Origin of the sequence: Brevundimonas sp. LjRoot202 (assembly GCF_964253355.1) — a bacterium.
In the GTDB taxonomy this organism is placed as follows: Bacteria; Pseudomonadota; Alphaproteobacteria; order Caulobacterales; family Caulobacteraceae; genus Brevundimonas.
Map to the genome: position 1 here is coordinate 129,347 of NZ_CAXUQW020000005.1, position 12,693 is coordinate 142,039.

A 12,693-nucleotide genomic window follows, 5' to 3' on the forward strand; every position below is an offset into this window, starting at 1 on the left:
CCTGATCTGGACCCGGCGCGCCCGTGAGGGCAATGGAGACGCCATGACCTTTCCGACCCCGTCCCCTGCCGACTGGAAGACGCTCGCCGAGAAGGCGCTGAAGGACCGTCCGCTCGAAAGCCTGCTGCACCTCGACGCAGACCAACTCGTGGTCCGGCCGCTGTACGCGGCGGCGACGGGCGTCGAACCGCTGTTCGCGCCGAGGCCCTCGGACGCCGAGGGCCGGCCCTGGGACCTGCGCAGCCTCGTCGAGGGCGACGATCCGGCGACCGTCAACGCGGCGGTGTTGACCGACCTCGAGGGCGGGGCCGCGTCGGTGGTGCTGAAGGGCGCGGCGCTGGCCGACAGCGAGCCGCTGGCGCGCGCGCTTGACGGCGTGGCGCTGGAACTGGCGGCGGTCGGGCTCGACGCCGGGCTCGACGGTCCCGAAGCGGCCAATGCGCTGGCGGTGGCGGCCAAGGGCTCGCCCCGGGCCCGGCTGATGTTCCACATGGATCCCGTTTCGGCCTTCGCGGAAACCGGCGAGGCTCCACGCTCGCTGGAGGAGCACCTGACGCTGGCCGCCAACACGGCGGCCCGGCATGCCGGCGCCTATCCGGAGGCGAGCTTCTTCCTCGCCAGCGGCCGTGTGGTCCATGAGGCGGGCGGCTCGATCGGCCAGGAACTGGCCTTCGCGGCGGCCAACGCCGTGGCGCTGGTCAAGGCCGCCGTCGAGGTCGGCATGACGGCGGAACAGGCGCTGAAGGGCGTGGTGCTCGGCGTCGCGGCCGACCAGGAATATTTCGACAGCCTCGCCAAGGTCCGGGCCCTGCGCCTGATGTGGCGTTCGCTCAGCCGGGCCTTCGGGGCGGAGACGCCCGCCGTCATTGAGGCGCGGTCCTCGCGGCGGATGCTGTCGGCGCGCGATCCGTGGCCGAACCTGCTCCGGCTGACGGCCGCCGGGTTCGCGGGCGCGGTCGGCGGCGCGGACGCCGTTGTGCTGGACGGCTTCTCGCGGGCAAGCGGCCGCCCCGACGCCTTCGCCCGGCGGCAGGCCCGCAACACCCAGCTGGTGCTGATGGAAGAGGCCCACGTCGGCCGGGTTGACGATCCGGCGGCGGGGTCCTGGTTCCTCGACCACCGCACCCGCGAACTGGCCGAGGCCGGCTGGGCCGAGTTCCGGATCATCGAAGCCGAGGGCGGCATCGTCGAGGCCCTGCGCGGCCACCTGCTCCAGCCCCGCGTGGCCCGCGCCCGGCAGTCGCTCGAGGCGGCGCTCCAAAGCGGCGCGGCCCAGATGGTCGGGGTGACCAAATTCGTCGACCAGCACCCCCGCCCGGCCCCGGTCGAGCCCGACCGCCTCGCCGTCCCGGAAGGCGGCGGCGACGCCTGCGTGCCCCTGACTCCGATCCGCCTCGCCGCCCCCTTCGAAGCGCAGGAGGCCGGCCGATGAGCTTCCCCGATTTCGCGAAGATCGACCTGGACCTCGGCCCCGTCGGCGCCGGCCCGGCCCGCGACCCATGGAAGACCCCCGAGGGCCTGACAGTCCCGACCGCCTACGACGGCTCGACCGTGGAGGGGCTGGACTTCATCGACGGCCTGCCCGGCATCGCGCCCTATCACCGCGGTCCGTACCCGACGATGTATGCGTCCAACCCGTGGACCATCCGCCAGTACGCCGGCTTTTCCACCGCCGAGGCGTCGAACGCCTTCTACCGTCGCAACCTCGAGGCGGGTCAGAAGGGGTTGTCGATCGCCTTCGACCTGGCCACCCACCGCGGCTACGACAGCGACCATCCGCGGGTGAAGGGCGACGTCGGCATGGCCGGCGTGGCCATCGACTCAATCTACGACATGCGCACCCTGTTCGACGGCATTCCGCTCGACAAAATGAGCGTGTCGATGACCATGAACGGCGCGGTCCTGCCCGTGCTGGCGCTCTATATCGTGGCGGCCGAGGAGCAGGGCGTCGCGCACAAGGACCTGACCGGGACCATCCAGAACGACATCCTCAAGGAGTTCATGGTCCGCAACACCTACATCTACCCGCCCGAACCGAGCATGCGGATCATCTCGGACATCTTCGCCTGGACCGCCGAGCACGCGCCGAAATTCAACTCGATTTCGATCAGCGGCTACCACATGCAGGAGGCCGGGGCTTCGGCCGATCTGGAGCTGGCCTACACGCTGGCGGACGGCATCGAATACATGAAGGCCGGGGTCGAGGCCGGCATGGCCATCGACCGGTTCGCGCCGCGCCTGTCGTTCTTCTGGGCCGTCGGCATGAACTATTTCATGGAGGTGGCCAAGCTGCGCGCCGGTCGCCTGCTGTGGGCCGAGGCGGTGTCGAAATTCGGCGCCAAGGACCCGCGCTCCCTGTCGCTGCGGGCGCACTGCCAGACCTCCGGCTGGTCGCTGGCGGCGCAGGACGTGTTCAACAACGTCTCCCGCACCATGGTCGAGGCCATGGCGGCGGCGGGCGGCCAGACCCAGAGCCTGCACACCAACAGCCTCGACGAGGCGCTGGCCCTGCCGACCGACTTCTCGGCCCGCATCGCCCGCAACACCCAGCTGCTGCTGCAGATGGAGACCGGGCTGACGAAGGTGATCGATCCGTGGGGCGGCAGCTACTATGTCGAGCGCCTGACCCACGAACTGGCCGAACGCGCCCGCGCCCACATGGCCGAGGTCGAGGCGCTGGGCGGCATGGCCAAGGCCATCGAGGCCGGCGTGCCCAAGCTGCGCATCGAAGAGTCGGCGGCGAAGACCCAGGCCCGCATCGACACCGGCCAGCAGACCGTGGTCGGTGTGAACCGCTACCTCGCCGACCACGTCGACGACATCCCGGTGCTCAAGGTCGACAACGCCGCCGTGCTGGCGTCCCAGCTGGACAAGCTGAAGCGCCTCCGCGCCGAGCGCGACGAGGCGAGGACGCAGGCCGCGCTCGACGCCCTGACCGAAGGCGCGCGCGGGAACGCCAACCTGCTGCAGCTGTCGGTCGAGGCCGCCCGCGCCTACGCCACCGTCGGCGAGATCTCCGACGCGCTGGAAGCCGCCTTCGGCCGCCACGTGGCCACGGTGAAGACGGTCTCGGGCGTCTATGCGAAGGAGGCCGGCGACGATCCGAAGATCGCCCGCGCCCGCGGCATGGTCGCCGCCTTCGTGGAGAACGACGGCGGACCGCCCCGCATCCTGATCGCCAAGCTGGGCCAGGACGGCCACGACCGGGGCCAGAAGGTCATCGCCACCGCCTATGGCGATCTCGGCTTCGAGGCCACGGCGGGTTCGCTGTTCCAGACCCCGGCCGAGGCCGCGAAGGAGGCGGTGACGCGCGGCGTGCATGCGGTGGGCGCGTCATCGCTGGCGGCGGGCCACCTGACCCTCGTGCCCGAGCTGAAGGCCGAGCTGGAGAAGCTCGGCCGCCCGGACATCATGATCGTGGTCGGCGGGGTGATACCGCCGTCGGACGTCCAGACCCTGATCAACATGGGCGCGGCGGCGGTCTACCCGCCCGGCTCGATCATCGCCGACACCGCCATCGACCTGATCGAAAAGCTGAACCAGCGCCTCGGCTACGCCCAGAAAGCCTGAGTCAGGGGCGCAGGCGCGACGGCAGGGCCTCGACCCCGGCTTCGCTGAGCTTGCGGGTGACCCGCGCCGAGCAGACCGAGTTGTTCTCGCCCATAAGCGAGGGACCGGCCGTGGACACGGTCACGGAATCGCCGACGCAGGCCCTGCCGCCGGTCTGCGCCAAAATTCCGAGGGTTCGCGAGGCCGACAGGCCGCGGCATCCGGTCGTCTGCAACTCGAACACCTGGCCCCGCAGGTCGCGGACATAGACTGTCGTGTCGTGGTCGGTCCGATAGTTGCGCACCGTCTGCGGCCGGAAGCACTGCCGCTCCGTCGATCCTTCGTCGGCCGGCGTGGTCGGCGGCGCGGGCGCGACGGCGCCGAGCGCCAGCGCGGCGACGGCGACGACGGCGATCGATCGGGACCTGGGACTCCCCGGCCTCACGGCCTGTGGGCGTCAGGCAGGGCCGCGACCTCTTCGGCGGTCAGCGCACGATCCACCCGCGCGCGGCACATGACGCTGGGCGCCGCCGAGCCGGGCAGGGTGATCCGCGCCCAGTCGCCCGTGCAGATGCGGCTTCCGCCCAAGGGCGGGTCGGCCGTGATGGTCAACCGGTGGGCGATGTCCAGATCCATGCAGCCGCCGGACGTGTTCAGTTCGAAGACCTGGTCCTGCAAGGCCCGGACGTAGAGTCGGCCGGTCTCGCCCTGCCGGAAGTTACGCACCTGCTCGGTGTTGAAGCACTGGCGTTCCGCTCGGGCGGAAGCGCCGGCGCCGGACGCGGCGCCGTCGACGGGGGCGCAGGAGGCAGCCAGGGCGGTTATGGCCGCGACGGCGGCGGATGAAACGAGACGGGTCATGATCGATCTCCGTTCGGCGCGGCGCGCACGCCTGCCGCGCCGTCAGCGTCCACCCCCTGCGAAGGTTTCGCAAGAGGGGTGGACATCACGAATCGGTTCGGCTCGACGCGCTTCGCCAGAGCCGCCGGGAGCGGCGAGGGAATGTCGATCGTCAGGGCGGCGACGTGCTCGGCCAGCAGGGGCGCGGCGCAGAAGCCGCGCGAGCCGAGTCCGCTCAGGACGAACAGGCCCGGAGCCAGCGCGCCCGCCAAGGGCAGCCGGTCCGGCGTCGTGGCCCGGACGGCGGCGCGGCCGCGGGCCGGCCCCGCGGCGGCGACCCGCGCGGCCAACTGCGGCAGGCGCGCGCCGAGGGTCCGGAGATTGCGCGCCGCCGACCCGGAATCGGCCTCTACCGACGTGTCGCCCCGATCATGGGTCGCCCCGAACAGCAAGCCCGTGGCGGTCGGCGTCGCATAGCCGCCCCAGGCGGCGGGCGCGCTCGCGACCCCTTCGACCCAGTCGGCCTGGCCGCGCACCGGGCCTAGCGGCAGGTCGGGGACGAGGGCGGCGGCGCCCCAGCCGGCGGCGACCACCACGATCGCGGCCTCGAGGATTGGCTCGCCGGACCGGTCGAGCAGCCGCCAGCCGCCGGGGGCCGGCTCCAGCCGCGCCACGCTCGCCGTCGTCCGATTGGCTTCGGCGAGCCAGATATCGAGCACCGGACGTGGATCAAGGGCGAGGGCGTCGCGCATGAGCAGGCCGCCGGTTTCCACGGGCTCGCCCAACCGCCCGGCGCAGGCGGAGTCGTCCAGCGGCGCCATCGCCCCGTCCGGCCAGATGTCCTGGGCGGCGATCTTGGCGAAGCGGCCGACGTCCCGCGCCGTCTGTTCCAGCTGCAGCACCCCCTCCGCGAGAATGGCGCGAGGAACCGCCGCGTAGAGGGCGCGAGCGCGGGACAGGGCCTGGGCGTAGAGGGTCGCGATGCCTGTGTCTCCCGCGTCCAGCCGGGGCGTGACCAGGGCCGACGGAAAGCCCGAGCCGCCGGCGCCGGGGCGGCTTTCCTCGACAACCGTGCAGGTCAGGCCAAGGGCGGCGAACGCCTTGGCCAGGGCGGCTCCGGCGATACCCGCGCCGATGATCGCCACGGCGGGCGCGGCTTCGGCCTCGCGGGCGCCCGGCAGGCGCGCCTCCAGCCGCTCGCGCTTCCTTCCGTGACCGGGCCGTTTCTCGACGGCGAAGCCCCGCTCCGACAGACCCCGCCGCACCGCGCCGGCCACGGTGAAGGTTGCGACCCGGGCGCCCGCCGCCGAGCGGGCCGCCACGCCGTCCAGCACCGCGTCCGACCACATCTCCGGATTGGTCGAGGGCGCAAAGCCGTCGAGGAACCAGGCGTCGGCGCGGCCCGACCACTGCGACAGGGCCCAGGCGGCCTCGCCGACCGCGAGATCGAGCGTGGCGTTGAACCCGGGCAGGTCGATGCGGTGAAAGCCCGGGGTCGGGGGCGGCCACACGTCCAGCAGGGCCCGAACGGGCTCGGCCAGTTCCGGCCAGGCTTCCAGCGCCCGGGCCGCCTCGTCGTGACCGAGCGGGAAACCTTCGACGGAAAAGATGTGCAGCCGGCCCTCCGCCGGGCCTTCGCGGCGCCACAGATCCAGCAGGGCGGCGATGTTGAGGCCGGTGCCGAAGCCCAGTTCGGCGACGGTGAAGCGCCCGCGGCCGCGCCATGCCTCGGGCAGGCCGCAGCCGGCGAGAAAGACCGCCCGGCTCTCGGCCAAGCCGTCCTCGCGCGAGAAATAGACGTCGTCGAAGCGGCCTGAGCGCGGCGCGCCGTCCTCGGTCCAGACCAGTCGGGGCGAACGGTCGTCAGTCATGCCGCGGGCCGTAGCCCGGGAAGGGAGCGACGAAAAGGGGCCGTCCTTTCGAACGGCCCCCGTGTTCGGCTTCGATCGCCGGACGGCGTCAGTGACCTTCGACAGGCGTGGCCGGGGCAGGCTCGGCCTGCGCCATTTCCGACGCCGCGGCGGCGTCGGCGGCGGCCTTGGCGTCGGCGGCGGCCTGTTCCTCGGTCACCGTGACGGCGGACTGGTCGGCGATGCCGGACGCCTCGGCGGCTTCGGACGCGGCTTCCGGGGCCTTCTCTTCGGCGTTGTTGTTACAGGCGGCCAGGGCCAGGGCGGCGGCCGAGGCGGCGATCAGGGCGACGATGCGCATGGGGAGATCCTTCGTTCGAACGGACGACAGTGTCCCGACGCTCCGAGATACCGACGGTCGGACCGAAGCCGCAAGTGAATTTGGCGCAAGCTCCACGGTCCGCGCCGCGCAACGAAAAAGGGCCGCCCGTGAGGGCGACCCTTTCCGAACGGACCCGAAGGTCCGCAACCCAGATATTACTGAGCGGCCGGAGCTTCGGCGGCGGCTTCGGCAGCCGGGGCCTCGGTGGTGGCGGCGGCGTCGGCGGCCGGGGCGGTCGCGTCGGCGGCCGGGGCCATCGCGGCGTCAGCAGCCGGGGCTTCGACGGTGGCTTCGGCAGCCGGGGCTTCTTCGGTCTTCTCGGCGGGTTGGCAGGCGGCCAGGGCCAGAGCGGCGGCCGAGGCGGCGATCAGAGCAACGATGCGCATGGTGTTTCTTCCTTCAGAAGGGTCAACGAGGTCATGAATCCTCGCAGGTCCGAGATAACGGGTTCGTGAGCCGATACGCAAGCGAAATTCTCACGCGTTCGTGAACTGTCGTCATGTCGCACGAAAAAGGGGACTGCGGCGACAGTCCCCTTTCGTGATCCATCGCCTGAAAGCCTACATCGGCGGCGGCGATGTCGTCGCCGGCGAGGTGGTGGCGTTCTCGGGCGGGAGGGTCGGCGGCGTCTCGCCCGGCGGAGTCGTGGCGTCGGGATAGGTCGTCGCGTCTGGCGTCGCGCCGTCCGCCGGAGCCATGGCCCCATCGGTCGCGGGCGCGGTCGTTGTAGCGGCCTCGCCCGCCATCGTGGCGTCCTCGGCGGTGGTGTCCTCCGCCTGGGTGCAGGCGGTCAGCGTCAGGGCCCCGAGGGCTGCGGCGGTGATGATCATCAGCTTCATGCGTGTTCCTCCGAGCGATCGCCGGGCGAAACAGCCGCCCGCTCCCACGATCGGTCGCGCGGGTAACCGGCGGGGCCATCCGCTGTTCCCGAAACCGTGATGGTTGGTGAGGGCGCGTGATGGTCCCGTGACCCGCGGGTCGTCAGGCCTCGCTGGGCGCGCCCTGCAGCGACTCTTCCAGCTCGAGGAAGGACGGCTGGGCCGAGGACGGGATGTCGCCGCGGCCGATTTCGACCGAGATCTGCGCCGCATTGCCGTGCAGGTGGGCGACGAGCACCGACTGGATGATCTTGTAGAAGGCGGACTCCTCGTCGACGATCGCCTTCAGCCGCGCCGCCAGAGGGCCGACCAGGCCATAGGCCAGGAAGACGCCGAGGAAGGTGCCGACCAGGGCGCCGCCGATCATGCCGCCGAGGATGGCGGGCGGCTCGGTGATTGCGCCCATGGTCTTGATGACCCCCAGCACGGCGGCGACGATGCCCAGCGCCGGCAGGGCGTCGGCCAGCTGCTGCAGGGCATGCGGGGCGCCGAGCGCCTCGTGGTGATGCTTCTCCAGCTGCTTTTCCATGGCGCTCTCGATCTGGTGCGGATCCTCGAGGTTCATGGTCATCATGCGCAGGGTGTCGCAGATGAAGTCGGTGGCGAAATGGTCCTTCAGCACCTTGGGGTATTTCTGGAAGATGGGGCTTTCGGCCGGCTTCTCGATGTGGCTCTCCAGGGCGATGACGCCCTTGGACTTCATCGTCTTGGTCAGTTGGAACAGCAAAGAGAGCAGGTCGGTATAGTCCTGCTTCTTCCACTTCGGGCCCGCGAAGGTCTTGCCCAGGCCGCTCATCGTCGACTTCAGCACCGGGACGCTGTTGGAGATCAGGAAGGCGGCGAGGCCCGCGCCGCCGATGGCCATCATCTCGTGCGGCAGGGCGTGCAGGATCACCTCGAACTTGCCGCCGGAGATGATGTAGCTGCCGAACACGAGGCCGAACAGCAGCACGATGCCGATTATCTGGAACATGGAGGGGCGGTAGTCCTGCGCGCGAGACGCAGACCTTCGCCGTTAAACATTAAGGCCCGGTTGCATCCGCGCCTAGAGTCGCGTCTCGCCGCCCAGAATCGCTTGCCGCGCCGCGTCGCTCAGCTTGGTGTAGCCGCTCTTGCCGCCCCGCACGTAGATCGGCCCGTCCACCCGGGCGGGATCGAAGCCGTCGGCGACAAGGTCCATCTTGCGGTATTTGAAGGTGCCGGTGGTGTCGGCGGACTTGATGATGCGCAGGAAGGCCGGCCGGGCGTAGACCGGCAGTTCCTGGTCAACCCAGTCGGCGAAGGCCCGGGCCCCGAAGCGGCCGTCGATGACCAGGGCGGCCATGCCGGCCTTGCCGTCGTGGCCCGGCACCGGCACGCCGTAGGCGATGACCTCCCGGACGCCGGGTGCGTCGGCCAGCCGCTGTTCGACCTCGGCCGTTGAGACGTTCTCGCCCTTCCAGCGATAGGTGTCGCCGATCCGGTCGATGAAATAGACGTAGCCCTCGGAGTCCTGCTTCATCAGGTCTCCGGTGCGGAACCAGCGGTCGCCGCGCACGAAGACGTCGCGCAGGATCTTCTTTTCCGAGGCGGTCTTGTCGGCGTAGCCGGTGAAGGCGTGGCGGGTGTCGTCGCCGATCCGGCCGATGGCCTCGCCGACCTCGCCCGCCCTGACCGGCTGGCACAGGCCGTCGGGACCGCGCACCGGCTCCTCGCTGTCGATATCGAAGCGCACGAGGCGGAAATTGATCTGCTTCTTCAGGAAGCCGGGCGCGCGGCCGATGGCCCCCGGCTTGCCGTCGAAATTGAACAGCGAGACGTTGCCTTCGGTCGAGCCGTAGAACTCGAGGATTTCGGGGACGGCGAAGCGGGTCTGGAAGTCGGCCCACACATCGGGGCGCAGGCCGTTGCCGAAGGCCAGCCGCAGCTTGTGCGCCCGCTCATCGGGATTCTCCGGACAATTGACCAGATAGCGGCACAGCTCGCCGATGTAGACGAACAGGGTCGCGCCCGACGCCTTCACGTCTGGCCAGAAGTTCGAGGCCGAGAAGCGCTTGCGCAGCACCAGCTTGCCGCCGTTGAGCAGGGCCGGACCGATGCCGACGAGACCGCCGGTGGAGTGATAGAGCGGCAGAACGTTGAAGGTGACGTCCTTGTCCGTCGCCGCCGTGGCCCCGGCGAAGGCGCGTATATAGGTGCGGGCGCGGGCGTGGGTGACCTTGGCGGCCTTGGGCATGCCGGTGGTGCCCGAGGTGTAGATGTACAGGGCCGTGTCGCGGTTGGTCAGACCCGAACGCACCGAGCGGGCCGGGCGCACCGACGATCCGCCCCGGACCGGCTTGTCGAGGCCGCGGCGCTCGTCGGCCTCGTCGGCGTCGGCGAGCCCGAGCACCCAGAGCATCAGGTTGCGGCCGGCGAAGGGGCGGGCCTCCTCGACCTTGCGCCACGACTCGACGTCGGTGACCACCTGGGAGGCGTTGGAAATCGACAGGCAGTGGGCCAGGGCGTGGCCGGTCAGGTTGGTGTTGATCAGGGCGGTGGCCACTCCGACCTTGGAGAAGCCCATCCAGGCGGCGATGTATTCGGCCCGGTTCAGCATCACCAGGGCGATGGTGTCGCCGCGCTTCAGCCGCCGGCTCTGGGCCCAGTGGCCGAACCGGTTGGCCATGGCGTCCAGCTCGCGATAGGTCAGGGCGACCCGATCGTCCTGGATGGCCACGTGGTCCGGGAACTTGTCGACCGCCTCTTCCCAGTCGTCACAGACCAGATCCGGGCTGTCGAGGTCGATCGGCTTGATGCGCTTGAGCAGTCGGCGCAGCCCCTTCGCGAACCGCATGTCGCGCCGGATGTTCGCCACCAGCCCCATAGTCCCATCCACTCCGCCAAAAGACGCTTCTGATGGTGATGAACAAGCCGCCGGTCCGGGTCAACCGGCGGGGGAATGCTGAGCGGCTTTGCGAGGCGTCGAACGCCGGTTTACGTCGGGCCGTGGCGCCGAAGCGGCTATTCCGTAACGTCAAGCACCGGAAGGTCATTTCGGGAGGCGACGCCCGCTGCCGAGAGCATCTGGCTGAATGCGAAGAGTAGAGGTTCGCCACAAAGCTGGACCCTGGCGGGCGAAACTGTGTCGACAACAGTGTTTCTTCGGGGCGTTCACGGGTTCGCGGAACCGTGATCTGGCGAGAGGGTTCGGTAATCACTGAATTGGAGGAACGTGATGACCCTGACCTACCCTCATGACCGGCCCCAGCCGCCGCACGCTCCCATCGAAGGCGTTCGCGAGGAGCCCTTCGTTCCCGTCTACGCGCGTAACCGCCGCGGCGTCCGGAACCGCAAGAGCGGGGTCAAGACGTGGATGATCCTCGCCCCGGTCAGCGTGCTGGTGCTGGGCGTCGCAGCCGCGGCGCTTGTGATGGGTGATCGCAACGCCCCCGCTCCCGCCCCGCTGGCCGAACCCGCCGCGACCGCGCCCGTGCTGCCGCCCCAGCCCCTGGCGGCCGAAGTCGCCCCCGTCGAAGCCGCCCCGGCGGCCGAGACCCCGCCCGCGCCGGCGCCCGTGGTCCGCCGCACCGCGCCAGCTCCCACCCGCCGGGTCGCTCCGGTCCGGACCGCCACCCCGGCGCGGGCGCCCACGCCCCGCGTCGTGGCCCCGGTCGAACCGGTGAGCCCGCAGCCCTATACGGCGACCCTGAACACCACGCCGGCGCCCGGTCAGACGCCGGTCATCGTGATCCAGCCGGCGGACTGATCCGAAGCCTGAATGGACGAGCCCCGGCGGATCGCTTCGCCGGGGCTTCGCCTGTCAGGCGGGCGACACCCGCCAGATGACGTTGCCCACGTCGTCCGCCACCAGCAGGGCCCCGCGCGCGTCGAACTGGACGCCGACCGGCCGGCCCATGGCCTGATCCTGGTCGTCGAGAAAGCCGGACAGGATATCCTCCGGCGGTCCGGCCGGGACGCCGTTCACGAACGGCACGAAGATGACCTCATAGCCGTTGCGCGGATTGCGGTTCCACGAGCCGTGCTGGCCGACGAAGGCCCCGCCCCGATAGCGGGCCGGAAACAGCTCGCCCTCGCCGAAGGTCAGCCCCAGCGAGGCGGTGTGGGCGCCCAGGGCGTAGTCCGGCTTTATGGCCCGGGCCACCATGGCCGGGTTGGGCGGCTCGACCCGGTCGTCGACGATCTGGCCGTAATAGCTCCACGGCCAGCCGTAGAAGCCGCCCGGCGTCACCGAGGTCATGTAGTCGGGAACCAGGTCGTTGCCGAGCTCGTCCCGTTCATTGACGGAGACCCAGAGCCGGCCGCTGTCCGGCTGCCAGGCCAGGCCGACGGGGTTGCGCAGGCCCGAGGCGAAGACGCGGCGCGCGCCCGTCGCCGGGTCGATCTCGAGGATCGCGGCCCGGTCGACCTCCTCGTCCAGCCCGTTCTCGCCGACGTTGGAGTTCGAGCCGACCCCGACATAGAGGCGCGACCCGTCCGGGCTGGCCACCAGGCTCTTCGTCCAGTGGTGGTTGCGGCCGGCGGGCAGGTCGGCGACCCGGCGCGGCGCGGCCGTGATCCGGGTCTCGCCGGTCCGGTAGGGGAAGGCGACGACGGCGTCGGCATTGGCGACGTAGAGGGTGTCTCCCACCAGGGCCATGCCGAACGGCGACATCAGGTTCTCGAGAAACGCCGTCTTCGTCTCGGCCACGCCGTCGCCGTCGGCGTCGCGCAGCAGGGTGATGCGGTTGGCGCTGGGGACCTCGGCCCCCGCCTTCTTCATGAAAAGGTTCTGGAAGAAGGCGCGGATGCCGCCGTCCTCCGTGCCCTCCGGCTTGGGCGGGGCGTTGGTCTCGGCCACCAGGATGTCGCCGTTGGGCAGGCGGTGGAGCCAGCGGGGATGATCCAGTCCGGACGCGAAGGCCTGCACCCTGAATCCGGCAGCGGGTGTCGGGGTCCGCCCCGCCGGCCAGCCCACGGCCTCGGCGACATGGACCACCGGGATGAGGGAGCGCTGCGGCTCCGGCAGCACCGGGTTGGGCCCGAAGCCGGCCATGGGATCGAGGGCCTCGCCGCCGCCGCACCCGGCAAGCGTAAGCAGGACGAGGGTTGCGGTGATCGGCTTCAGGCGCGCCATGGCGGCCTCCACAAGATGACGGAGATCAGAACGCGGGAAACGGCGGACGGATCAGTCTACGCCTCCCCGACCGACGACGCGACCGGCCCGTGCAGCCCT

Annotated in this window: 12 protein-coding genes; 3 read left to right on the plus strand and 9 right to left on the minus strand. The window is 70.7% G+C overall.

The features are described from left to right. Window positions 1–43: 43 nt before the first annotated feature. Complete coding sequence (locus ACSQ1L_RS10955; protein ID WP_435994776.1) at window positions 44–1,432, plus strand: methylmalonyl-CoA mutase family protein; 1,389 nt, start codon at window positions 44–46, stop codon at window positions 1,430–1,432. Continuing rightward, window positions 1,429–3,570, plus strand: a complete 2,142-nt coding sequence (scpA, locus tag ACSQ1L_RS10960; protein ID WP_435994777.1) for a methylmalonyl-CoA mutase — start codon at window positions 1,429–1,431, stop codon at window positions 3,568–3,570. The genes ACSQ1L_RS10955 and scpA overlap by 4 nt, the downstream gene beginning before the upstream one ends. Before the next feature lies 1 nt (window position 3,571). On the opposite strand, the gene ACSQ1L_RS10965 is transcribed toward scpA, so the two are convergent. The 8 genes from ACSQ1L_RS10965 to ACSQ1L_RS11000 form a co-directional block, all read right to left on the minus strand. After that, complete coding sequence (locus tag ACSQ1L_RS10965; protein ID WP_435994778.1) at window positions 3,572–3,994, minus strand: DUF6491 family protein; 423 nt, start codon at window positions 3,992–3,994, stop codon at window positions 3,572–3,574. Continuing rightward, on the minus strand, window positions 3,991–4,410 hold the full coding sequence (locus ACSQ1L_RS10970; RefSeq protein WP_435994779.1) for a DUF6491 family protein: 420 nt from the start codon (window positions 4,408–4,410) through the stop codon (window positions 3,991–3,993). Before ACSQ1L_RS10970 ends, ACSQ1L_RS10965 begins: the two co-directional genes overlap by 4 nt. Beyond that, on the minus strand, window positions 4,407–6,260 hold the full coding sequence (gene mnmC / locus ACSQ1L_RS10975) for an FAD-dependent 5-carboxymethylaminomethyl-2-thiouridine(34) oxidoreductase MnmC (protein WP_435994780.1): 1,854 nt from the start codon (window positions 6,258–6,260) through the stop codon (window positions 4,407–4,409). The genes ACSQ1L_RS10970 and mnmC overlap by 4 nt, the downstream gene beginning before the upstream one ends. 88 nt (window positions 6,261–6,348) lie before the next feature. Then, entirely contained in the window at window positions 6,349–6,600 is a 252-nt protein-coding gene (locus tag ACSQ1L_RS10980) for a hypothetical protein (protein WP_435994781.1), read from the minus strand. A gap of 176 nt (window positions 6,601–6,776) precedes the next feature. Continuing rightward, window positions 6,777–7,007 (minus strand): hypothetical protein, encoded by a 231-nt coding sequence (locus tag ACSQ1L_RS10985; RefSeq protein WP_435994782.1) that lies wholly within the window; start codon window positions 7,005–7,007, stop codon window positions 6,777–6,779. Window positions 7,008–7,181: 174 nt separating this feature from the next. After that, on the minus strand, window positions 7,182–7,460 hold the full coding sequence (locus ACSQ1L_RS10990; protein ID WP_435994783.1) for a hypothetical protein: 279 nt from the start codon (window positions 7,458–7,460) through the stop codon (window positions 7,182–7,184). A gap of 142 nt (window positions 7,461–7,602) precedes the next feature. After that, complete coding sequence (gene motA, locus ACSQ1L_RS10995; RefSeq protein ID WP_435994784.1) at window positions 7,603–8,472, minus strand: flagellar motor stator protein MotA; 870 nt, start codon at window positions 8,470–8,472, stop codon at window positions 7,603–7,605. A gap of 72 nt (window positions 8,473–8,544) precedes the next feature. Beyond that, the gene (locus tag ACSQ1L_RS11000) at window positions 8,545–10,344 is read right to left on the minus strand and encodes a long-chain-acyl-CoA synthetase (protein WP_435994785.1); all 1,800 of its coding nucleotides are present in this window, start codon (window positions 10,342–10,344) and stop codon (window positions 8,545–8,547) included. A 351-nt stretch (window positions 10,345–10,695) separates the two neighbouring features. On the opposite strand from ACSQ1L_RS11000, the gene ACSQ1L_RS11005 reads away from it, so the two are divergent. After that, on the plus strand, window positions 10,696–11,226 hold the full coding sequence (locus ACSQ1L_RS11005; protein ID WP_435994786.1) for a hypothetical protein: 531 nt from the start codon (window positions 10,696–10,698) through the stop codon (window positions 11,224–11,226). A gap of 54 nt (window positions 11,227–11,280) precedes the next feature. Here the strand turns inward: ACSQ1L_RS11005 and ACSQ1L_RS11010 are convergent, their stop codons facing one another. Further along, the gene (locus ACSQ1L_RS11010; RefSeq protein ID WP_435994787.1) at window positions 11,281–12,594 is read right to left on the minus strand and encodes a PQQ-dependent sugar dehydrogenase; all 1,314 of its coding nucleotides are present in this window, start codon (window positions 12,592–12,594) and stop codon (window positions 11,281–11,283) included. Between the last annotated feature and the right edge of the window lie 99 nt (window positions 12,595–12,693).